Source organism: Reichenbachiella sp. (assembly GCF_965223055.1).
In the GTDB taxonomy this organism is placed as follows: domain Bacteria; phylum Bacteroidota; class Bacteroidia; order Cytophagales; family Cyclobacteriaceae; genus Reichenbachiella.
Genome location: NZ_CBDCVM010000012.1, coordinates 366,000 through 388,957 on the forward strand (window position 1 = coordinate 366,000; position 22,958 = coordinate 388,957).

Below are 22,958 nucleotides of genomic sequence, written 5' to 3' on the forward strand. Positions count from 1 at the left end.
TTCCGTGCATGAACAAAATTCTGAAATATAGGCTCAAGCCTGAAATTGCTTTAGATGAAAATCAATTGGACGCTTTCATTTCTCCTAAGGTAAAAGGCGGAGCCCATTGGAAACTACTCAAAAGATCTATTGATGCTAGAGGACGTAAAGTCTCTGTAGATGTAGAAATTGGTTTGTATGAGGGAGAAAATGACCCCTGGTCATTGGCTTATGAAAAACCCGAAACCAACGTGTCCAATAGACCTGTCGTATTGATCATAGGTACTGGGCCTGCGGGTTTGTTTGCAGCGCTGCGCTGCTTAGAAATGGGAGCAAAACCGGTGCTTTTTGAAAGAGGAAAAAACGTTCAAGATCGTCGTAGAGATCTGGCCAAAATAAACAAAGAGCATATTGTCAATCCTGATTCCAACTACTGTTTTGGCGAAGGTGGAGCAGGCACATATTCAGATGGTAAATTGTATACCAGATCGAAGAAGCGGGGAGATGTACGCCGGATATTGGAGATGTTGGTAGCTCATGGGGCCAGTGAAGATATTTTAAAGGATACCCATCCGCATATCGGTACCAACAAACTGCCAAAAGTAATAGCTGATATTCGTGAAACGATAACATCCCGAGGCGGAGAGATCCATTTTAACAGTCGTGTGGTAGACATTGTCATTAAAAATGGTGAAACCAAGGGTATTGTCCTGGCTACTGGCGACCAACATATCGGAGAAGGTGTAATCTTAGCCACCGGCCATTCGGCCAGAGACATTTTTGAATTGCTTGAAAAAAAGGCCGTTACCATAGAATCTAAGCCATTTGCATTAGGGGTGAGAGTAGAGCATCCTCAGCAGCTCATAGACAGCATTCAATACCATTGTGATCATCGCGGCAAATACCTGCCAGCAGCTCCTTATGCACTTACTACACAGACGAGAATAAACGATGTAAAACGGGGTGTATTTTCATTTTGTATGTGCCCGGGAGGATTCATCGTCCCTTCTGCTACTGCTCCCGGTGAAGTGGTGGTTAATGGTATGAGTCCATCTCGTCGAGATTCTAAATTTGCTAATTCCGGTATAGTCGTTGCGGTTGAAAATGTGGACTTGAAGAAGTATCAGAATCACGGCAATTTTTCTGCTTTGGCTTTTCAGTCTGAAATAGAAAAAAGGGCTTGTGAAGTAGCAGGAGGACAACAAAAAGCGCCTGCTCAGAGACTCGGCGACTTTATTGTTGGTAAGCTTTCATCAAATCTTCCTGATTGTTCGTATCAGCCGGGACTGGTGTCAGCTCAGCTATCCGAAGTGTTGCCTGATTCTATTTACAACCGCCTTCAGATGGGTTTCGAAGATTTCGGAAAAAAGTCTAAAGGCTATGTAACGAATGATGCCGTGGTAGTAGGAGTAGAAAGCAGAACTTCTTCTCCAATTCATATCCCAAGAAAAAAAGATACGTGGGAACATATTGAGCTAAAAAGATTGTTCCCCTGTGGAGAAGGTGCAGGATACGCTGGAGGCATTATGTCTGCGGCGATTGATGGAGAGAAATGCGCTGAAAAGTTAATTGAGCAATACATAAATGTCTGAACAGAAAAAATTGACCGTGGTGCTAGGAGCTACCACGGAATCCTCACGATATGCCTATCTAGCAGCCGAAAGATTGAAAAATCATGGTGTACCATTCAAACTCGTAAGTATCAAGAAAGGCGAAATTTTTGGGCAAGAATTTCTGGATTTGAGCACCAAACCAAAAATTGAAGGCGTTCATACAGTCACTTTGTATATTGGAATTACTCGACTGGACGAATGGATACCGTATATTTTGAGCCTACAACCCAAACGTATCATTTTCAATCCTGGTACAGAAAACATGGAGCTGGCACAAGCTGCTCAGGCACAAGGTATTGAAACTGTATTCGGCTGTACCTTGGTCATGTTGAGTACGGGACAGTATAACTAATTTGCTCTTAATACAGACTTGTCGAAGTTTGTGAAAACATAATTAAACTGAACATCAAATGTTAAACTTACAGGATGTTCAAATTGGTCGTTAGGAAATTGCCACTTGGTCTTTTGTAAAAAATTGATCACACGTTTGTCAATTTTGGCGTTTTTGCCTTCTAACATATTTACTGAATTGACTTTTCCTTGAGAATCTAATATGAGTTGAAATACTAGATTAAATGACTCATTTTTATCTGGTTTGTATTTAACAACATCAGACAGTCTTGAGCAAAAATAAGACTGTTTATATCTGGGCACATTGAACTGATAGTTGTCCATTGTCAAATAATATTTATTAGAAGTGTTTTGTCCTCTTGTGTTTTGGTAGAAATAATTATCAATAACAACATTCTCAAATGTAATGTCAGAAGGGCTATTAAGAAATTTGGCATTTACAAAATAATAGATTATTGTTTCCCCCTGTTCATTGACAGTTGAGAGACTAAGTCGTTCGGAATCAACTTTAAGTATTTTAAATGTACCTTCATTAAATATAGGGAGGTCATTAGCAGATAGTTTAAATTCATCTCCTTTGAGAATTACGTAAATACCAAATCCACTTTCGAAAGGCGCGCTCGAAGGGCGCAATATCTTATTCTTCTCAAATGTAAACCTTTGATAGGAGTTATCTATTGAGTATTTGCCGTTGGCAGGAGTTCCATCTTTTTCGTTCGTCACCTTTGTAAGAATCCATTCACCTACAAGGTTCTGATATTTGATTTGGCATTGAGCTTGAAATGCAAGCATAGAAATGCTTATTATTGAGGCGACTATCGTCTTAAGTTTTGACATCATGAGTTTTTATATTCTAGCAACTTGAAAAATGATTGAAAGCTTGCTACATTTTTTTAAATCTAAAATTACATAGGTAATTTTCTTGCTAAAAAGAAATTCTGCAAAGGTTATATATTATATGAATATAGCATGCTTTGGAATTTGTAAATACACTTTTGTCTTTATTTTCCAAATTGATTAACTAGGGAAATGTGCAAGGCCGCCCTCACATATTTGCTTCTATTAATTCCTCTGATCTCATTTGGTCAGAATAAGGAGTATGGCTTTTTTAAAACGCGTCTTGTAAATGAACAATTCATTGTGGACTATTCGGATAAGCTATCTATTAAACTTTTTGGTAGTATGAAATCGAATACGATTGCGCACGTGAATCACGAAACTAAAAAGAAATTAGAGTATAAGCCCAATGAGAGTTTAAACTTGGGTTTTGGTGTAGGATATCGGTGGTTTGGGCTTGATGTTGCATTCAATTTTCGAGGAGTGAATCACGATGACGATAAATTTGGTCACACGAAACGGTTTGATTTTCAATCAAGTGTGTACACCAGAAAATTTGCTGGGGATCTTTCAATTCAAAGATACAAGGGCTATTATCTGGATAACCCTGAAGAGTATATTTCAAATTTCGATCCTGATGGCCCGTATCCTACCCGTCCTGATATAAATACTCGACGATATGGGGTTAGTTTGTTATATGTTTTTAATCATGGAAAATTTTCCTTTAGATCAGCTTTTATATATAACCAGCGTCAAATAAAGAGTACTGGATCTTTTTTGGCAGGGCCATTTTTCAGCTATTTTCGTATGGATGCAGATTCAAGCCTAATCATTTCTGAAGCAGAATCGGAATTTGACCTTTCTCAAGATTTTAGAGGCAGTGAGTATATCAGATATGGCATAGCTGGAGGGTATGGCTATAATTTGGTACTTGGTCACCGGGTGTTTATTTCATTGAGTGTAGTTATTGGATTAGGGCCTGAGATAAAAAAAACACCTAAACTGAATGGTGTGCCCAAGAATACCGAATCAAAGTTTACTGGAAGAGCAGCAACCAGAATTGCTTTGGGCTATAATGCGCCCAAATTTTATTGTGGGTTTTCCGCTGCTGGCGTTTATGCTGGAGAACGCGACGATACCGAAGACTATCTAGAAAGAGGAGTGAGTAATGCCAAATTCTTTATTGGGAAAAGATTTAATCCTCCCAAGTTTCTGCTGCCAAAAGAGAAGTAAAAATTACTTCAGATTCTCACCTTCTTCGAGCACATTCATAGAATCATAAATCAGTACTTTGTTCCATAGGTTTTTGCAATCAGCAAGAAATTTTTTGTGAGCAGGCTCCACTTGATATTTGTCTTGTTCTTCTTTTGACCCAAAAGTGACCATAAGATGATAAGTGTAGGAGTTGTCTACTACATCTCTGGCCGTAAGTGCCGGTACACCCAAATGCGCAGAACGGATATAGTCTGAGTTTTCGATTAGTTCTTTTAGCCCTTTTTCTATTTTTTGCCGATCAGCCTCACTATTGGGGTTGTTGAGCCAAATGAGCACGGAATGTGCAAACTTACCACTGATCATGTCTTTCGTTTTGACTGGTTCACAACTCATGAACATAACAGTGATTAGAACTAATAAAGTGAAATTTTTCATACTTTGATTTTGAATAGTTTGTGTAAGATAGTCATTGGAAAATAAATAATCTAGCCGGACTATTTTCTAAACTGCTCGACCAGAGATTGTACATCCCCATACTTTGGCCAACTGGTTGGTCTTTCGAAATCCTGACCAGATGCCAATACTTTTACGTCAGGATACTTCTCTTTTACCTCTTTCCAAGAAATATCTTCCCAGTACTGCTGATCCAATTCAAAAAGCACCACTCCTTCTAATGGCCCAGATACGGCTTTGCCTATCAATGGCCACCAAAGGCTTTCAGTTTCTCTATCCCAAAACACAAACCCATCGAGGCCATCCCATACCTGTTCATCAAAATAAGTATAGCCACTCAGTCCGAAAGTCAGCAATTTGCCATTGTAGTCACGTTCATAGATTGCACCCAAATCAGCTAGAACGCAGTAAGCTGCCATTACTGGTCTTCCTCCCAGACTGTCATTTACTATTTCGTGATGGGTGAGGTCAGGTACTGAATAGGCTTTGGTTTCTCCATTCAATGAGCCTACCAAAAAACGAGTGCTGTCATTCCAGATTGTATCCGCTGCTTCTATAGAAATAAACTCAGGTGCGAGTAATGCTGGAAAGGCCTCTCTACCGATGCCATAATGAAATTGACTTTCCTGAAGTGTGAGATTGGATACATCGAAGTGCTGCGTGCTATCTTCTCCACCATACATCATACGCAAACTGGAACGGTTGAAAAACTTACCATTATCAGCTGCAACTGGGCGCTGTATTTTGGGTGGAATATTCTCTGTTTCCGAAGTGGTATCTTTCTTTTCACTTACACAGGAAATACAAAGAATACTTAAGAATAGAATCGAGAGTGGTTTCATTTTTCAAGGAGGTTTAATAGAGTCAAACTGATCTAATTTGGTTTGCAGAATATCAACATCGTGAATGATGTTTGGTTTCATGAACAAAGATGATCAATTTTAAAATTGTTATTTTTATCGTTCATTCTAAAATATCAACTATGAAAATTATCAAATCAATTGCAATAATTACACTCGTTGTAATATCTGTACAATGTACATCCGAAAAGGACAAAATGGAAAGGATAGAATTAACTGCTCAAATTGATTCTCTAAGTATGTCTCTTTCTGAAAGTCAGGCAAGAATAAAAGTTCTATTATCTGAAAACGATGATCAAGTATCTCTTATTAATAACCTTAAAGAAGATCTGTTAAAGGCGGAAAGTAAAATGAAGCCGAAGGTCGTTGCGCCAAATGAAATTAGACAATTAATTAGTGACTTGCATGCGGGCTGGGAAGACCTTGGGAAAAACAAATCAAAAGACGCACTGATGAGTAATTTTTTAGAAAAGTATTCTATAAATGCTGTTCGTTTTGATCAAAATAAAATTCCCTGGGCAAAACAGAGCAACTACAAAACCTTTGAAGAGCAGCTAGATGTTTTAATGCAAGGAGAAAATGTTTCCCTTTCTTTTGGCAGAGTAGAAGTTTTGTTTTCTGAGACTAATGGAGAACTCTTTAGTGTAGCCTATACTGCTACAGCAAGAGTATTTCAAGGCAACAAAGAAATAGAAACCAAGTCGATTATAAGTGTGCTGAGCGGAAGAATTACAGATAAAGCAAGAATTGGAAATTACTCTTGGGTATCTATTGATCGATGAGTTGATAATAAGAAAATTTAATACATCATTTGAAAAAGACACCAGCAAATCTGCTGGTGTTTTTTTATAAGTCATTCTATCTATTGATTTGAATTTTGGATTCAATTAAATCTCTCACCAAAAATAAATTGAACCTTTTCTGATGGTTTACGACTATACAATTAAATAAAAATCATTTAAATTCATTTCATGATTAAAACCATACAATCACTGAGCCTAATCTGCATTTTCATTTATTCTGCAGCAGCGCAAGACCCTAAGGACATTATTCAAAAGTCTCTGGACAAAGTAAATGGTAAGAGTAGTCAGGGTGAAATGGAAATGACTATTGTTCGACCTAGATATACACGCACTATGACTATGAAATCCTGGAGTCTGGGTAGAGAATATTTCTTGATTTATATCACTGGGCCTGCAAGAGACAAAGGTCAGGTTTTTTTAAAACGACAGACCGACATGTGGAATTGGATTCCTAATATCAGTCGGATGATTAAGCTGCCACCGTCGATGATGGGACAAAACTGGATGGGCTCAGATTTTACCAATGATGATCTGGTAAAAATGAATAGTTTGGTGGATGATTATACGCATAAATTGCTTGGTGAAGAAAAAATAGATGGCATCGATTGTTATCAAATAGAGATGATTCCAAAACCAAACTCTTCTGTTGTTTGGGGTAAGATCAATATTTGGATAGGGAAGGATGAATACTACCAGATGAAGGCAGAATACTATGATGAAGATTTCGAATTGGTGAGTACTATGGAGGCTTCAAATATCACTCAATTTGACGATCGGAAATTGCCTGCAAAAATGGTGATGACGCCCATCAACAAACCTGGTAATCAGACCATCATGATTAATAAAAATTTGAAATTTGACACCGATTTGAAGGAAAGCTTTTTTTCTCAACAAAATATGAAACGGGTGAGATGAGAAGAAAGATTACACTGGCTTGGCGAAACCTTTGGCGTAATAAGAAGCGCACCTTTATAACCTTAGGTTCAGTGACTTTTGCTGTAGTCATTGCTACTATGATGCGAGGTTTACAGCTTGGTACTTACGACAAAATGCTGGATGATGCAATCACAGCCTCTACTGGCCATGTGGCATTGATGGATAAGCTGTATTGGGATGACAAAACATTGCTTAACAGCATGGAATTTCCTGAGGATTTGAAAGCTACTTTAGATAAAGATGAAAGGATTGATTTATGGGTGCCACAATTGATGAGTGGTGTACTAGCATCTTCTGGTCCTCATACTCGAGGTGTATTAATCCATGGGGTAGATCCAGAAGTGCAAGACCGCCAGATTGGACTGGCGAATAAAATCATCGAGGGGGAATATCTAAAAGATACAGATGAATCAGTGTTAATTGGCAAAGAACTTTCTCAATTCTTGAGGATCGGAGTTGGCGATACACTAGTACTATTAGGCCAAGGATATATGGGAGTTACAGCTGCCGGCAAGTACCCGATCAAAGGAATTTTCGATCACCCAATGGCGGAGTTCAATAAACGCATGATTTTCTTGCCACTGGCTGCTTCTCAATACCTGTTTTTTATGGAGGGTCGATTGACTAACGTGAATCTGGTGCTGAAGGATAATGATGAAGTAGAAGGGGTTCAGGCTTACTACGAATCGAAAATGGACACCTCTCTTTTGGAGGCTAGAGGATGGCGGTCGATGAATAGAGAGATTCTATCAGGCATAGAGTCTGATAATTTCTTTGGGAAGATCATGATCGGAATACTTTATATGGTGATCGGATTTGGGTTGTTTGGTACCATACTGATGATGACCATGGAGCGAAAAAAGGAGTTTTCTATCATGATTGCAATTGGAATGAGAAGAACCAAGCTTTTGATGCAAGTCATTTTGGAGTCTATGTTAATTGCAGGAATAGGAGCGTTGGCAGGTTTGGTTATCAGTTTTCCAGTGGTCTATTTTTATTATCTCAACCCTATACCCGTGCCAGAAGAAAGTGCTGAAATGTATCGACAGATGAACATGGAGCCGATTCTTCAAATATCAATCAAGCCAGGCTACATGTTGTTGCAGTTTGCTATAGTGTTAGGGGTGAGTATTGTGGCATCGGTCATTCCGCTCAACAACATTATGAAATTTAATATTGTGGACATAATAAGAGGAAGACAATGATAATATCTCTCGCTTGGCGCAACGTATGGAGAAATAAAACACGCAGTTCAGCAGTGATTTTGGCGCTAACCGTAGGATTGTTTGGTGCACTATTTATTGCAAGCATGTCTAATGGTATGGTAGATAAGTGGATAAAAAGCACTATTGAAAATGAAATTTCTGACATTCAGATCCATCATGCCGAATACCTCATCATGGAAGAATTGGAACTGACGATGGATGTGGAAGAATTGGAGAGTGTATTGGAGAATAATGATCATGTGAAATCATTCACTTCTAGAATAAAAACAGAAGCAATGGCCATGACGGCAAATAATAGTGCTCAAGTAGCGATATACGGAATTGATCCATTCATTGAAAAGACAGTGACAGAAGTACATAACTTAATGATTGAAGGACAATATCTGGAAACAGAATCACGGTTTAAGCCAATCATTATTTCTGAGCGTTTGGCTGAAAAATTAAAAGTGAAATTAAAGTCGAAAATCATTTTTACTCTAGCTGACAAAACTGGAAACATGGTTTATGAGAACTTCAAGGTGAGCGGAATATTTGATACTAACAGCTCAATGTTTGATGACCGAAATGTGTTTGTTAGAAAAAAAGACCTGCAAAATATCTTAAAACTAGCTAACGGTCAGGTCCATGAAATGGCCATTAGAGTAACTGATCAAGATGTGTTAGCTAGCACAGTCAATGTATTGCAACATACATTTACCAAATACAAAACAGAGGATTGGAAGGAAATTAACCCAACCATTAGTATGAGTGGATCTTTGATGCAAATGTTTAATTTCATATTGGTAGGGATAGTTCTCATCGCTTTGATATTCGGAATCATCAATACCATGTTGATGGTGATCTTAGAGCGCACCAAAGAAATTGGAATGCTCAGGTCTTTGGGCATGAGAAAGAGTAAAATTGCTCAAATGATCACCTTGGAAACCATATTCCTCTGCTTGGTCGGAGGAATTTTGGGCAATCTGCTAGCGCTTGTATCCATAGAATACTTTGGTTTGGTTGGCATGCATTTCGAAAGTTTTAAAGAAGGCATGGAACAATTTGGTATGTCAGCCATTGTTTACCCTACACTTGACTATAGTTTTTATGCAATAATTACAGGGATGGTTGTTTGTACGGCTATTTTTTCCTCCATTTTCCCAATAATCAGGGCATTTAAGTTAAACCCCGCACTAGCGATAAGAGATTAATTATGAGCGTTATTCAGACCATTGATGTAACAAAAATTTATAACCCTGACACGGTTCCTGTACATGCGGTGAATGGCATTTCACTTTCTTTCGAAAAAGGAGAGTTTTCTGCCATAGTTGGCCCCTCTGGGTGTGGAAAGACCACTTTTTTAAACCTTTTGGGAGGACTTGAGTCGCCAACTACCGGTACTGTAGAGGTGGACGGGCAGGACATTTCTAAGTTGACAAGTACTGAATTGACTGATTTTAGGTTGCACAATATTGGATTCGTATTCCAAGCATACAATCTTATTCCTGTTATGAGCGCCTATGAAAATGTAGCTTTTATTATGGAATTACAGCAATTTCCTCAGAAGAGCATCGAAGAACGTGTAATGGAATTATTAGAAGCCATGGAGATAGACGATAAGGCCCATCAAAGACCGAATCAACTATCAGGAGGACAGCAACAGCGAGTAGCTGTAGCTAGAGCATTAGCCTCTCGGCCTAAGTTTATACTTGCAGATGAACCAACAGCTAACTTGGATAGCAAAGCAACAACCAACCTGTTGGATTTGATGTTTAAGATGAATGAAAAAGAGGAAACGACATTTATTTTTTCTACTCATGATGATCGCGTAATGAAACGTGCCAAGAGGTTGATCAAGCTGGAAGATGGCAAAATAGCCAATGAGACTAAATAAATTTTTAATTCTAATCCTTGCTTGGTCAGTCTGCACTGTCGCATTAGCACAGGATGAAAACATGACGCTGAATGGCTATATGAAGTATATGCATACAGTTATTGTTCCTCCTGGAGATAGTAGTATGATTACTGATAATTTTCTTCATAACCGCTTGAACTATACTTGGTATCTGAATGATCATTTCACTTTTAAGGCTTCTATGAGAAATCGGTTTTTCTGGGGCGAACTGGTGCGTGATGTGCCATTTGCCTATAGTTCCTTGGGAGAAGATCCAGGATTTTTTGATATGAGTATATTATGGAGCAATAGCTCGAGTACTGTATTGCATACCATATTCGATCGTATGAATTTCACCTACCAGAAAAATGACCTTGAAATGATAGTAGGGCGTCAACGGGTGAACTGGGGAACGACTTTAATTTGGAACCCTAATGATATTTTCAACTCTTATTCATTCTTTGATTTTGATTATGAAGAACGACCAGGTACAGATGCAATTCAGGTGAATTATTACACCAGTGCAGCTTCTTCTTTAAGTGTAGTTTATGCCTTAGCTGATAGTCTTTCAGGGAGCACGTTCGCAGCCAAATATAAGTTCAATACCAACACCTACGACATCCAATTTATGACGGGGTACCAGAAAGAATTTTTCGTAGTAGGTGGAGGCTGGGCTGGAGATATAAAGGGAGCAGGATTTCGAGGAGAGGGCACTTATTTCTTGCCAGTAAACAATAAAGTTGGGGAAACCCAATTCGTTGGTTCAATTGAGGTTGACTATACCTTCACCAATGGGCTGTACTTTCAAACTGCCTATTTATTCAACTCCCGAGGGTTGAATGTAAAGTCTGGAGACTATTCTGCATTTTATTTAGATCGAACTTTGAGTGCTCAGACGCTAAGTCCTGCAATGCATAACTTGTTTTTTCAAGTATCAGGTGCACTATCTCCTATATTAAATACCGCATTAGCAACTATGCTCAATCCCAAAGATGGTTCGCTATTTATTGGGCCAAATGTAACATGGTCAGTGGTTGAAAATTTTGATTTTCTTGTGGCCGCGCAGCTTTTTAGGGGAGACCCGATGACGCTTTATGGTGATGGAGGAACTATGATCTTTGGAAGGTTCAAATACAGCTTTTAGAAGCCACAACTAAAAGCAGACCCGATGGGGGACCCAGCGGGAATTGGTTGGGCTGGTTTTACACTGAATTTAGAAGGGTTTTTGTAAAAATATTGGATAAGCCTGAGCCCATATTGGCGATTCGCCATTGTATTTTGACTAGCACTTGACCTAGATTCCAATTTAGTTTTTAATCGATCTATGGCTTGATAGGCTAAGGCATTGGCCTGTGGGTTTGCAGCTTCATTAGTTGCCAGATTCATCAAATGAACGAGAACATTCAAATTTACTACGTGCTGAATCTCTCCTAAATATCCGACTTTTGGTTTTTGGTTCCAGGTAGCATCTAATATTTTGTTCAACAAGAATTCTAGACTTGGTTGAGAATTGTCTCGACTGTTATATTCTATCATGCGTGACACACGAGCAGGGTGTAGCATAAGGGACAAGGTTAAGTCTGAAGCAGTTTCTGCAGCGCCAATCGCATCAAAATTAGGACTGGTTCTTAGATTTATAACTTCATTAGTTCTGCCTTGGTGAAGAACTCGAGGAGGTAAGATGTTTAGTAAATCTTCAGGAAAAGCAAGAGACTCAGGTTGTACGGTATTCAGGAGAGCGTCTATTGCCTCTACTTGGGTTTTCCCCGGTATTTTTTCTGTGACTAACTGACCATCGCCTTTAATAGCATACCTGTAATTTCGTCCTCCTATGAGTTTTACAGTTGCTTCTATTTGATAACGGTGCAAAAAGTACATGGGAACTAATATTTCTTCAAGCTGAGCATAGGGCGTGCCTGTACGTATGGAGTTTTCACCTAAATTATTCAAAGCAACTCTCCGAACATCCATAAGATGATTAAGTTCATCGCTCGGATTTTTACCATTGTCCCAAAGATGTGCATATGGGTGAGAGCCGCCCCGAGGACGAGCATCCTGATCTGAAAGGAAAGTTAACCCATTGGAAAAGGAATCAGCAATGATGCTGTTTAGTGCGGCAACCTCATCGGTGTGATCTTCGAATTGCGAATAACCATAGGCGATGGCTACTTTATCCCATGCGCCAATTTTGTTGTCGTATGCATTATCTAAACTAATCTTTCCGTCAGCAAGGTCGATTTTAGGGTGAGGGTAATCCATCACTGAAGCACGACCTTCAGCACTCGACGCATAACTATGTGCCAACCCTAAGGTATGTCCCACTTCATGGGCAGACAATTGGCGAAGTCTAGCTAGCGCGAGTTTTTCCATAGTAGGGTCTACTGAATCATTTGCGTAAGGAGAGAGCAAACCTTCAGCAATCAGATAATCTTGTCTGACTCGCAAGGATCCAAGTGTTACATGGCCTTTAATGATTTCGCCCGTTCTTGGGTCGACTACACTCGCTCCATAAGACCATCCACGGGTAGATCTGTGAACCCATTGAATGATATTGTATCTGGCATCCATTGGGTCTACACCTTCTGGCAATAACTTCACCTGAAAGGCATCTTTGTAACCAGCGGCTTCAAAGGCTTGATTCCACCAAGAAGCACCTTCTAACAGTGCACTTCTGATAGGCTCTGGTGCTCCTCTATCTAAATAATAGACGATTGGCTCTACGGCTTCAGATACTAATGCTGCCGCGTCTTTCTTTTCGAGTCTATGCCTGCAAGTATATTTTTTAGACAATGACTCGCTAATTGGAGTTGCATAGTCGTAATACTCTATCCCGTAATAACCAGCTCGTGGGTCAAACTTTCTCGTTCGGTAGTTATTGTCTGGAAGCTTCAGAAAAGAGTGGTGGACAGTGACAGTGATAGCTTCTGCTGAAGGGGTTACAGAATAAATCCAGTCACCTTTCGGGTTTCCTGTAAATGTCAAAATGGCATCCACTTCTGTGTTCTCTGGAAAGTTTTTAATTCTTTCAATATTCAGAGCAGATCTGCTTTGATCAATGGAGTAGTTTCCCTGATTTGTTTGCGCTAAGGTGTTCGCCATTCCTACTGCATCTCTAATGATAAAATCAGTGATGTCAATTTTGAAAAGTCCATTGTTGTTTTCTAATATATCAAACCCCCAGATGACAGACTGAGCAAAAGCTTCTTCAACTGCACGAGTTTCATCCGGATTATCACTGATTGCTCGGTAATCGTAGTTGGGCTGGATAAGTAGTAGTTTGTTACCAGCTTTTTTGAACTTTACTATTTTTTCATTGCTTAGTTTACCGCGATCGAGTCCAATGTCATTTGACCCAACCCCCGAGGATAAAGAAGGAAGATATAAAAATTCCTCATCCAGGCTAGATACATAAAAGTAAATTCGATCAAGCCCTTCATCAATAGAATAGCTAATAAAACCTTTGGTGATATTATCATATACTTCAATGGTCGATGACACTGATTTATTCTTTTTCTTTTTTTGAGCACTCCCAATCGATGGCAGTAGTATGAGTAAGACGAGTAAATAATTCAGCTTCATTTTGGGATGTTTGAGATTAGTATTTAGTGAATTTGTTCGTAATAAAAGTGAGGCTTTTTCTAAGCACATCGTAATAGAGGGTCATATAGAAAAATGCAGTCATAAGCCAAATAATAATGATATTGAAGTAAAAGGTGTCAATTTGCAAATGGCCAAAAACTTTAACTGGAGCATAAAAATGCGCATTACCGAAGTTGGAGTCTGGTGTTTTGAAGATAGGATCCTTTTTTTGAATCAACTCATCTTCTGCCTCATATATTTTTTCTATTTCGTCTCGATTTGTGACCAGATTCTCAAGCGTCTTATTGTGACTAGCATTTTTAAGTGCTAACAGTCCGTCTTTCCCTATGGCTTCCACCATTTCATAGTAATGTGATTCGCGTTCCGAAACGGCCTCATCTTTTAGGTTTTTATATTTTTTTCTCAGCAAATTGAGTTGAGCCAGGATTTGATGATGGGAGGTTGAATCATATTTTTCCATGTTCAAAAACCTCAATCGATAAAACTGAGTGTTGCCATCTTTAGCCTGCATTTTTTCTAGTTCTTTTTTGCAGATATCTATCTCATGCTGTAGTGCATTAGATCTATTTCCAGCTTGAATATTCTGATATACGAGTCTGAGTTTGGTTTGTATTTTTGGAATAAGGTAGGCGGAATTGAAGCTCGCATCACTCATTCGCTTGTCATAATCGAAAAAATGCTTTTCGTAGTTGTTGTTGCGGAATAGTTGGACTGCTAGTGCTTCATAAGCCCAACGAGAAACCATAGCATCTCCAACAATAGGTACATTCTTTTTGTCGCCTATGTTGTAATGCAGTTCATCAAACTTGATCATAGCTCCCCCCAGCAGCAGCTGTGGCACCAGTATCAAAGGGATGAGAATATAGATGGTTACAATAGAATTCAGTCCTGAGGAAATATTCAGTCCTAACATATTGGCGAAACAGGCAGCAGAAAATAGGACAGCCCAAAAGTTGAAATTCAAGCCTCGGATTTCTAACAAATAATTGCCAAACCAAACAAAAATAAACATCTGTAAGGCGGACAAACAGAATAAATATATGATTTTGGAATTGATATAACTAAATCGGCTGAGATTCAAAAAGGACTCCCGCTCCAGAACTTTTTTGTCTTTGAATATCTCCTCTGCACTCACGGAAAGTCCCAGAAAAAGGGCAACCACTACGGTCATGAAGAGATAAACCGGTATGTTTTTGTTTTCACTAAAGATATATTCCTGGCCTACAGAGTATTTGGCCAGCACCCCTAAAATCAAAGCTAGGAGTGGGGGCTCAAGTAGATTGAGCAGAATATATTGAAGGTTAGTTTTTTTGGAAAGTAATATTCTTTGTAAGAAAATATTGGACTGCTGAGCCAAATTCGGAATTAAGAAATTGGAAGGAGGAAGCGCTGTTTGAAATTTGATTTTCTTAAGCTTGGGTGCCAAATTTTCAAGATACTTATCATACCATTGGGCAGGTGAAATTTTTCTTTGTTTGGTGGCTTCACCAACTTCATTAATTTCCTTTGCTTCTATGATGTGCAGAATTTGCTCGGGAATTACGTTACCACAGACCCTACATTCACTCTCTGCCGCATTCACCTGTGTATTCATGGTTTTAAAATACACCACGGCGTCCACTGGATTTCCATTGTAAATGGGATACCCTCCTTTATCCAAAAGCCAGAGTTTATCAAATAATTTGAATATATCTGAAGACGGCTGATGAATAATAGCAATCACTAACTTGCCTTTTCTACTTTGTTCTTTTAGTAGATTCATTACTACTTCGGAATCCATAGAAGACAGCCCAGAGGTAGGTTCGTCTACGAATAGCACAGAAGGTTCACGTAGCAACTCAAGTGCAATATTCAAACGTTTACGTTGACCCCCACTGATAAATTTATTGAGCGGACTCCCTACTTGTAGATCTTTGATTTCGTCTATGTCCAGATCTTCGAGCACTTTATTTATGGCTTGATCTAGTCTTTTTTTAGAGAAGTCACTAAATGATAAGCGAGCGTTGAAAAATAAATTCTGGTATACAGTAAGCTCTTCAAATAAGAGGTCATCTTGCGGCACATAACCAATGACCCCCGATTGTACACATCGTGGAATGCTGTGTCCATTAATTTTAATTTTTCCTCCAGAGGGTTCTATTTTTCCGTTCAGCAAATTAATTAAAGTCGACTTGCCGGTACCGCTGCCTCCCATGATGCCTATGAGCTGTCCAGACTCTTCATAAAAACTGAAGGGCTGAATTCCATTGTTGCTATTCTTAAACTTGAACTGCATCTCATCCCCATGCAAAACAAGGTTTACCTTTTTAAGGTCAAGAAGGAATTTTTTACTGATTTCAGATTCATAAATCGGCTCAATGGAATTGCCTTTAATAATAGCCCCTGACTTCAGTATGTAGGTTTTGTTTTTAGAAATTTTATTTCCTTCCAGATATAAGTTGAGAGGACCGTCATATTGGATGACGAATGTGCCAATACTCTGAATAAAAAGTACCTTAACCTGGCCAAACAAATTTTCTACATGGATATGTCTAAATTCAGAAATGCCTGGTTCCTTTTTGTTTTTCATCATCCAGGCAATCTCTTCTGGCCACTCAGTCACCTTGTTATCGATGATCATGCCATTGGCTTTAGACAATTCTTTAACGTCTGGGTCGAGAATGAAAGATGTAATGTCGTTGATTTCTTGTTTTGGAAGATTGAAGTTCAATGCTACCAGTTGCATGAAGTCATTTTCCTTGTCAGAAACTTTTTTATCCGTGTTAATCAATTCCACCAGCTGGATAAAAACAATAACACGCTCGTGTTGGAGGAGTTCTTTATTTAGCTGTTGACAGATCTTAGTGACCTGAATGATATTTTTAGTTTCATTCTCTAGTTCCTCTTCTGATGAAGAAGCCTCCCTTCTGTAGAATTCAACATAGTCTTGATATAAGTTGAGGTATTGTTCTGCAAGGTCATGATTCAACTGAGCTTCGAGATAGGGTTTCACTATGATATGGCCCGAATCTACTACTTCGTCTTTTACACTTTCAATAATGGCAAACAAGCGCATTAAAGCGTTGATAATCGATTCACTCATGCAGTATTGTAATTTGTTAAGGGTTCAGAATTTAAATATAGAAAAAAAGGCATCCCGATTCATCAGGATGCCTTTTTATTAATCGATTTTGTCTCGTCCTGAAATAGCGTTACACAAAAAACGACGTCATGAACGAACTCACAGAGAACAAGTATGTTAAAAGAACACAGAAGGACTACAGCTACGCTTTTAAATTGTCAGTTGTGTCAGAAGTTGAAAGCGGAGAGTTAGGTATAAAAGCCGCCGCTCGCAAGTATGGTATTCAGTCACACTCTACAGTTACCAATTGGCTTCGGAAATACGGTAACTTTGATTGGGTCAATAAATCAACACTTCGGATGCCAAAATCTAAAGACCAAAAACTATACGAACTCGAACAGAAAGTACGGCTGTTGGAAAAACAGAAAAAAGAGCTTGAACAGCAGGTTGAAAACGCAGATAAGAAAGCTATTTTCTTTGATATGATGATCGACATAGCCGAAGAAGAATTCAAACTCCCTATCAGAAAAAAGTCTTTACCCCAACAGTTGATCGATTCAAGGTTGAACAAAAAGAAGGGGTAACCCAGATCTGTAGACTGTTGGGGATGAATAGGCAAATCTATTACCGCTCTATCAGAAGGAGTAAACAAAAGCAAGAAATAGCCACCAAGGTAGTAATCATGGTTGAAAAGGTGCGTATGAAAATGCCTCGTATCGGTACCAGAAAGTTGTATCATTTACTTTATGACCAACTTCAGCCGCTGGGAGTTGGAAGAGACAGGCTATTTGCTATTATGAAAGCAAATCACCTCCAAATAGCACCTAAGAGACAATATCATATTACTACTGACTCACATCATCGATTTAGAAAACATAAAAACCTTATTGATGGGCTTTCCATACAAAGGCCTGAGCAAGTATGGGTATCGGATATCACCTACATTGGAACACGGAAAAACCCGATGTATTTATCGCTGGTCACGGATGCTTATTCAAAGCGGATCATGGGCTATGATGTATCGAAAAGCCTAGATGCTTCAGGTGCAATATCAGCCCTTAATATGGCTATTGCCAATCGTATATATCCTGAGCGAATGTTGATCCATCACTCAGACAGAGGGTTGCAGTATTGTTGCGATGCTTATCAGCAGTTGCTTGATGAGGCAGCAATTACTTGTAGTATGACAGAAACCTATGATCCGTATCAAAATGCTATAGCCGAAAGGGTGAATGGGATATTGAAACATGAATTTATCTTAGGGATCACCACATCAGATGTAACACTAATGGACAAACTCATTGAGCAGAGTATTTATATTTACAATCATGATCGGCCTCATTGGAGCTGTTGGATGAATACACCAGCCCTTATGCACCAGCAAGATAAGGTCAAGATCAGAAACTATAGAAACAAAAATAGCATCGAGTTGAAACCCGATGCTATCTAATATTTTATCCTAAAATCTGTAACGCTTATTTAGGACTAGTCATTTTGATTAATTGGTCTTAGCCAATAATCTCATTTCTTGTGCTTTCCACATTGCTGGAAATATCATCAAGCTGACCTTTGGTTATTCCAGTAGCTGGGTCGATGCCTTCATATATGATTTGCATGAATTGCAATAACGGTCTCACAGCTTCAATGTCCGGGTCGTCTGAATATTTTGTAGCGAATTCAGCTAATTTATTGGCAGATTTTTTTTGCTCTGCCACAATGTTTAGCATTCTTGGATCATAGTCACTGGAAATAGCCAATTGACAGGTGATGTAGATACCTTCTATCCAGCTACCTGCAACCACCAAGAAAGACATTTTGTCTTGCCCTGATTTGTTGAGTTCAGAATAAGTATTGTAAAACGATTTGGTTACAATAAGTATCAATGAATCCTTGTTGCCAAGGTTTTGTTCAACTCTTGCTACCATTGCGTCATCAAATACACCTGGAATTTCTAATCCGTCAATTAAAGTTTTAGAGGCTTTTAGCATTTGCATGGTTTCCTCCTGACTGTTATATGTACAAGCATAACTCAAATCAGCACCATAAATACCCAAATTGAGCGCTTTGTCTCTTTGTGTCTCGTACTTATCTACATTTTCGACAGGGTTGGTGATATTCCAAACAAATGCTGCTCCTGCATCCTGAAGTAATTCAGTTACTTCGAAAGATGTTGGGATGGGGTATTTGAATTCCTTTTCTACTTTTTCTTTTACATTTTCTAAAGTTGCTTTGTCTGCTTCTTCAGACTTCTTTCCTGAACTACAAGCCGCAATGCTAGCTGCAAGAACAGCGATACATACGATATTTAGAATATTTTTCATAGTATTGATTTAATGATCGTCTCTTAACAATTGGGGCAATTTAAAAGAATTGGATTAGAAAAGTAAAGCCAAATCAGTAATTTGATTTGGCTTTACCCATAATGGCTGTTCTTGTCTTCAGAAATTATCTGTTTAATTGTTGACGGCCGCAAAAATTTCATCCAAAAGACCATTTTGTTTTTTGTCATTGCGAAGTTCCCAAAACATAATACCGCCCAGTTTTTTGTCTTTTGCATATTGTACTTTGGCAGCGACCGATTGTGGGTTGTCATACGTGGCAAATTGATTTAATAATTCGCTATAGGCATAAGGTGCCATGCTTACACTATCCCAATAAGTTTGAAAACCATTTTCTTTGGAAAGTGTACTGTCCAATTTTGGATAGCTTACACCAGTCAAAAATTTCCCAGATTGGTAAAGTCCATTATTTTCACTCGGTACATTTTCCCAGACACGTGCATAAAAGGCAGCACCAATTACAATTTTATTCAATGGAACGCCTATTGAATCTAAAAACTGCACTGCATAATCTGTAGATACTTCTTGTGATGAATTGGAATATAATGCTGTGTGATGTCCAGTTTCGGTGCTAAAGCCATTGATTAGGTCGTAAGACATCAAATTTACCCGATTAAACAATGGCATTACTTTGTCCCATTCTACGGATTCGATAAGAAATTTGTCGAATCCACCGGAGGCAAAACTCAGTTCATATCCTTCACCCATGGCTGCTCTGAGCTCTTGTACCAAAGAAGTGAAGTTTTGCTTGTCATCTGGCTTGTATTCATGCCCTGGAAAGCCCTCAATAGCCGGGTATTCCCAGTCGAGATCAATACCATCAGCATTATACTGTTTTAGAACATCTACCACAGAAGATGCAAATGCTTTTCTATTTTCTAAAGTTGAGAAAACTGGAGAGCAGGTTTCACAACCTCCCCATCCGCCTAGAGAAACCAATACTTTTAAGTCAGGATATTGATTTTTAAGAGCGGTGATCTGCAGCAACGATATGCTATCTTCAGCATTGTCAATGGTCAATTGGTTGCCTCTGAGATGCATGAAGCTGAAAATAATCTGATCCAGCTTTTCTATAGGGTAATCGTTGATTTCAGAACCATCCCCGCTGTAGTAGGCGATAATATCTAGAGTAGAGGTAGTGTCAGTTACGGACTCATTGTATGCAGTTTTTTTTGTGCCACAAGCCACGAAAAATAGAGAAATAGCGATGAATATGAGATTTCTTAGAGAATGCATGTATGAACTTATTGAGTGAAAAAATGATATAAATAAATCTTCACCAATGAAGGTAAATCATACAACTTTCAGTCAAAAAGCTATTCGCTCAATGGTAGCGATAGGGCTCTGAATGCATTTTTTTTATTCCTTGTGCCTATTCGTCCCAGAGATTTGTCAATGTATAATCTGATCCAGGTAAAGCAAAAAATGCACCTGTTACATATCTATATTTTCTATCTAACTGTCCAATTTGTTCCATTTCTTCTAATGAAAGTGAAATTTCTGCAGCTTCCAGATTCTGTTTTAATCGGGCTTCGTTGGTGGATTTTGGGATAACTACGGTGTCCCTATTTACTGCCCATGCAATTAACACTTGCGCAGGAGAGCAGTTATGGTTTTCAGCTATAGCTTTTATCGTAGGAATTTCGAACAAATCTGGTTCATCTTGGGCCTTCATCTGTGGAATCCGATCTCTAGACCCCAGGGGAGAGTAGGCGGTAAGGATGATCTCTTCCTTTTTGCAAAAATCTAACAAATCTTTTTGCTGCAGTAGAGGATGTAGTTCTACCTGATTGACTTCAATTTTTTTGGAAGCTGATTCATTGACCTTTGCTATTTTTTTTGCACTAAAGTTTGATACACCAATATGCCTGACAAGACCTGAATCATGTACTTCTTCCATGCCAGCCCAAGTATCTTCTAAAGGAATTTCGTTTAAGCTAACCAACTGTTTTCCCTCCTGAGGAAAAATCACGTCTTTTTGATGGGCAACAGGCCAATGTATGAGGTAAAGGTCGAGATAGTCAAGTTGCAGTGCCTCTAGGGTCATATTCAGACATTCTTTGACATCATTTTTACGATGATGTGTATTCCATAATTTGGAGGTGATCCAAAGTTCCTCACGATTTACTTCTCCAGTCATGATCGCGTCACTCAGTGCAGCACCGATCTCTGATTCATTTTGATAGATATAGGCACAATCAATATGCCTGTATCCTAAAGATATTGCAGTGCGAATGGCCTTGTAGACCTCGCCAGGCTCAGATTTCCATGTGCCCAGTCCAAGAGCTGGTATTTGATCTCCATTGCTAAAAGGGTATGTTTTCATAATCGATGGGCTATGGTTAAATCTAATAGATTTAAAATGAGCTTGGAAATGAATTGGCATAAAAAAACCTCTTGAGCTAACTCAAGAGGTTTTTTTTATATTTTTTGTCTCGTCCTGAAATAGCGTTACACAAAAAACGACGTCATGAACGAACTCACAGAGAACAAGTATGTTAAAAGAACACAGAAGGACTACAGCTACGCTTTTAAATTGTCAGTTGTGTCAGAAGTTGAAAGCGGAGAGTTAGGTATAAAAGCCGCCGCTCGCAAGTATGGTATTCAGTCACACTCTACAGTTACCAATTGGCTTCGGAAATACGGTAACTTTGATTGGGTCAATAAATCAACACTTCGGATGCCAAAATCTAAAGACCAAAAACTATACGAACTCGAACAGAAAGTACGGCTGTTGGAAAAACAGAAAAAAGAGCTTGAACAGCAGGTTGAAAACGCAGATAAGAAAGCTATTTTCTTTGATATGATGATCGACATAGCCGAAGAAGAATTCAAACTCCCTATCAGAAAAAAGTCTTTACCCCAACAGTTGATCGATTCAAGGTTGAACAAAAAGAAGGGGTAACCCAGATCTGTAGACTGTTGGGGATGAATAGGCAAATCTATTACCGCTCTATCAGAAGGAGTAAACAAAAGCAAGAAATAGCCACCAAGGTAGTAATCATGGTTGAAAAGGTGCGTATGAAAATGCCTCGTATCGGTACCAGAAAGTTGTATCATTTACTTTATGACCAACTTCAGCCGCTGGGAGTTGGAAGAGACAGGCTATTTGCTATTATGAAAGCAAATCACCTCCAAATAGCACCTAAGAGACAATATCATATTACTACTGACTCACATCATCGATTTAGAAAACATAAAAACCTTATTGATGGGCTTTCCATACAAAGGCCTGAGCAAGTATGGGTATCGGATATCACCTACATTGGAACACGGAAAAACCCGATGTATTTATCGCTGGTCACGGATGCTTATTCAAAGCGGATCATGGGCTATGATGTATCGAAAAGCCTAGATGCTTCAGGTGCAATATCAGCCCTTAATATGGCTATTGCCAATCGTATATATCCTGAGCGAATGTTGATCCATCACTCAGACAGAGGGTTGCAGTATTGTTGCGATGCTTATCAGCAGTTGCTTGATGAGGCAGCAATTACTTGTAGTATGACAGAAACCTATGATCCGTATCAAAATGCTATAGCCGAAAGGGTGAATGGGATATTGAAACATGAATTTATCTTAGGGATCACCACATCAGATGTAACACTAATGGACAAACTCATTGAGCAGAGTATTTATATTTACAATCATGATCGGCCTCATTGGAGCTGTTGGATGAATACACCAGCCCTTATGCACCAGCAAGATAAGGTCAAGATCAGAAACTATAGAAACAAAAATAGCATCGAGTTGAAACCCGATGCTATCTAATATTTTATCCTAAAATCTGTAACGCTTATTTAGGACTAGTC

At 38.8% G+C, this 22,958-nt stretch carries 20 protein-coding genes and 1 pseudogene; 13 read left to right on the forward strand and 8 right to left on the reverse strand.

What is annotated here, in order from left to right; all coding sequences use genetic code 11:
• Nucleotides 1–8: 8 nt before the first annotated feature.
• The gene (locus ACOQO5_RS16910) at nucleotides 9–1,571 is read left to right on the forward strand and encodes an NAD(P)/FAD-dependent oxidoreductase (protein ID WP_420582871.1); all 1,563 of its coding nucleotides are present in this window, start codon (nucleotides 9–11) and stop codon (nucleotides 1,569–1,571) included.
• The gene (locus ACOQO5_RS16915) at nucleotides 1,564–1,944 is read left to right on the forward strand and encodes a CoA-binding protein (RefSeq protein WP_420582872.1); all 381 of its coding nucleotides are present in this window, start codon (nucleotides 1,564–1,566) and stop codon (nucleotides 1,942–1,944) included. The genes ACOQO5_RS16910 and ACOQO5_RS16915 overlap by 8 nt, the downstream gene beginning before the upstream one ends.
• On the opposite strand, the gene ACOQO5_RS16920 is transcribed toward ACOQO5_RS16915, so the two are convergent.
• The gene (locus ACOQO5_RS16920; RefSeq protein ID WP_420582873.1) at nucleotides 1,941–2,735 is read right to left on the reverse strand and encodes a hypothetical protein; all 795 of its coding nucleotides are present in this window, start codon (nucleotides 2,733–2,735) and stop codon (nucleotides 1,941–1,943) included. The two genes, ACOQO5_RS16915 and ACOQO5_RS16920, sit on opposite strands and share 4 nt — an antisense overlap.
• Before the next feature lie 237 nt (nucleotides 2,736–2,972).
• Here ACOQO5_RS16920 and ACOQO5_RS16925 point away from each other — a divergent pair, with 237 nt between their 5' ends.
• The gene (locus ACOQO5_RS16925; RefSeq protein WP_420582874.1) at nucleotides 2,973–4,013 is read left to right on the forward strand and encodes a DUF4421 domain-containing protein; all 1,041 of its coding nucleotides are present in this window, start codon (nucleotides 2,973–2,975) and stop codon (nucleotides 4,011–4,013) included.
• A 3-nt stretch (nucleotides 4,014–4,016) separates the two neighbouring features.
• On the opposite strand, the gene ACOQO5_RS16930 is transcribed toward ACOQO5_RS16925, so the two are convergent.
• The gene (locus ACOQO5_RS16930) at nucleotides 4,017–4,430 is read right to left on the reverse strand and encodes a Dabb family protein (RefSeq protein WP_420582875.1); all 414 of its coding nucleotides are present in this window, start codon (nucleotides 4,428–4,430) and stop codon (nucleotides 4,017–4,019) included.
• A gap of 59 nt (nucleotides 4,431–4,489) precedes the next feature.
• Nucleotides 4,490–5,290: a DUF3179 domain-containing (seleno)protein gene (locus ACOQO5_RS16935; protein ID WP_420582876.1), complete on the reverse strand. Its 801-nt coding sequence runs from the start codon at nucleotides 5,288–5,290 to the stop codon at nucleotides 4,490–4,492.
• A gap of 140 nt (nucleotides 5,291–5,430) precedes the next feature.
• On the opposite strand from ACOQO5_RS16935, the gene ACOQO5_RS16940 reads away from it, so the two are divergent.
• The 6 genes from ACOQO5_RS16940 to ACOQO5_RS16965 all read left to right on the forward strand — a co-directional run bounded on the left by ACOQO5_RS16940 (nucleotide 5,431) and on the right by ACOQO5_RS16965 (nucleotide 11,290).
• Nucleotides 5,431–6,090 carry a hypothetical protein gene (locus ACOQO5_RS16940; RefSeq protein WP_420582877.1) on the forward strand — a complete coding sequence of 220 codons (660 nt, stop codon included), beginning with the start codon at nucleotides 5,431–5,433 and terminating at the stop codon, nucleotides 6,088–6,090.
• Nucleotides 6,091–6,279: 189 nt separating this feature from the next.
• Nucleotides 6,280–7,026 carry an outer membrane lipoprotein-sorting protein gene (locus ACOQO5_RS16945; RefSeq protein ID WP_420582878.1) on the forward strand — a complete coding sequence of 249 codons (747 nt, stop codon included), beginning with the start codon at nucleotides 6,280–6,282 and terminating at the stop codon, nucleotides 7,024–7,026.
• Nucleotides 7,023–8,252 (forward strand): ABC transporter permease, encoded by a 1,230-nt coding sequence (locus tag ACOQO5_RS16950; RefSeq protein WP_420582879.1) that lies wholly within the window; start codon nucleotides 7,023–7,025, stop codon nucleotides 8,250–8,252. Before ACOQO5_RS16945 ends, ACOQO5_RS16950 begins: the two co-directional genes overlap by 4 nt.
• On the forward strand, nucleotides 8,249–9,463 hold the full coding sequence (locus tag ACOQO5_RS16955; protein WP_420582880.1) for an ABC transporter permease: 1,215 nt from the start codon (nucleotides 8,249–8,251) through the stop codon (nucleotides 9,461–9,463). Before ACOQO5_RS16950 ends, ACOQO5_RS16955 begins: the two co-directional genes overlap by 4 nt.
• Before the next feature lie 2 nt (nucleotides 9,464–9,465).
• Nucleotides 9,466–10,146 carry an ABC transporter ATP-binding protein gene (locus ACOQO5_RS16960; RefSeq protein WP_420582881.1) on the forward strand — a complete coding sequence of 227 codons (681 nt, stop codon included), beginning with the start codon at nucleotides 9,466–9,468 and terminating at the stop codon, nucleotides 10,144–10,146.
• Nucleotides 10,133–11,290, forward strand: a complete 1,158-nt coding sequence (locus ACOQO5_RS16965; RefSeq protein ID WP_420582882.1) for a hypothetical protein — start codon at nucleotides 10,133–10,135, stop codon at nucleotides 11,288–11,290. The genes ACOQO5_RS16960 and ACOQO5_RS16965 overlap by 14 nt, the downstream gene beginning before the upstream one ends.
• Here ACOQO5_RS16965 and ACOQO5_RS16970 read toward each other — a convergent pair.
• Both ACOQO5_RS16970 and ACOQO5_RS16975 read right to left on the reverse strand, forming a co-directional pair.
• Nucleotides 11,287–13,725, reverse strand: coding sequence for a zinc-dependent metalloprotease (locus ACOQO5_RS16970; RefSeq protein ID WP_420582883.1), 2,439 nt, complete (start codon nucleotides 13,723–13,725; stop codon nucleotides 11,287–11,289). The two genes, ACOQO5_RS16965 and ACOQO5_RS16970, sit on opposite strands and share 4 nt — an antisense overlap.
• A 16-nt stretch (nucleotides 13,726–13,741) precedes the next feature.
• Nucleotides 13,742–16,828 (reverse strand): ATP-binding cassette domain-containing protein, encoded by a 3,087-nt coding sequence (locus ACOQO5_RS16975; RefSeq protein ID WP_420582884.1) that lies wholly within the window; start codon nucleotides 16,826–16,828, stop codon nucleotides 13,742–13,744.
• 128 nt (nucleotides 16,829–16,956) lie between these two features.
• On the opposite strand from ACOQO5_RS16975, the pseudogene ACOQO5_RS16980 reads away from it, so the two are divergent.
• Both ACOQO5_RS16980 and ACOQO5_RS16985 read left to right on the forward strand, forming a co-directional pair.
• Nucleotides 16,957–17,145: pseudogene (locus ACOQO5_RS16980) on the forward strand (transposase); the annotation flags it as partial.
• A gap of 269 nt (nucleotides 17,146–17,414) precedes the next feature.
• Nucleotides 17,415–18,257: an IS3 family transposase gene (locus ACOQO5_RS16985; RefSeq protein ID WP_420579689.1), complete on the forward strand. Its 843-nt coding sequence runs from the start codon at nucleotides 17,415–17,417 to the stop codon at nucleotides 18,255–18,257.
• 58 nt (nucleotides 18,258–18,315) lie between these two features.
• Here the strand turns inward: ACOQO5_RS16985 and ACOQO5_RS16990 are convergent, their stop codons facing one another.
• From ACOQO5_RS16990 to ACOQO5_RS17000, 3 genes are all read right to left on the reverse strand, one after another.
• A complete protein-coding gene (locus tag ACOQO5_RS16990) occupies nucleotides 18,316–19,128 on the reverse strand; it encodes a hypothetical protein (protein WP_420582885.1) in 813 nt (270 codons plus the stop codon).
• A gap of 132 nt (nucleotides 19,129–19,260) precedes the next feature.
• Entirely contained in the window at nucleotides 19,261–20,382 is a 1,122-nt protein-coding gene (locus tag ACOQO5_RS16995; protein ID WP_420582886.1) for a glycoside hydrolase family 18 protein, read from the reverse strand.
• Between the two features lie 136 nt (nucleotides 20,383–20,518).
• Complete coding sequence (locus ACOQO5_RS17000; RefSeq protein WP_420582887.1) at nucleotides 20,519–21,472, reverse strand: aldo/keto reductase; 954 nt, start codon at nucleotides 21,470–21,472, stop codon at nucleotides 20,519–20,521.
• A gap of 144 nt (nucleotides 21,473–21,616) precedes the next feature.
• Here ACOQO5_RS17000 and ACOQO5_RS17005 point away from each other — a divergent pair, with 144 nt between their 5' ends.
• Nucleotides 21,617–22,051 carry a transposase gene (locus ACOQO5_RS17005; RefSeq protein WP_420579690.1) on the forward strand — a complete coding sequence of 145 codons (435 nt, stop codon included), beginning with the start codon at nucleotides 21,617–21,619 and terminating at the stop codon, nucleotides 22,049–22,051.
• 23 nt (nucleotides 22,052–22,074) lie between these two features.
• Nucleotides 22,075–22,917: an IS3 family transposase gene (locus ACOQO5_RS17010; RefSeq protein WP_420579689.1), complete on the forward strand. Its 843-nt coding sequence runs from the start codon at nucleotides 22,075–22,077 to the stop codon at nucleotides 22,915–22,917.
• Nucleotides 22,918–22,958: the final 41 nt, after the last annotated feature.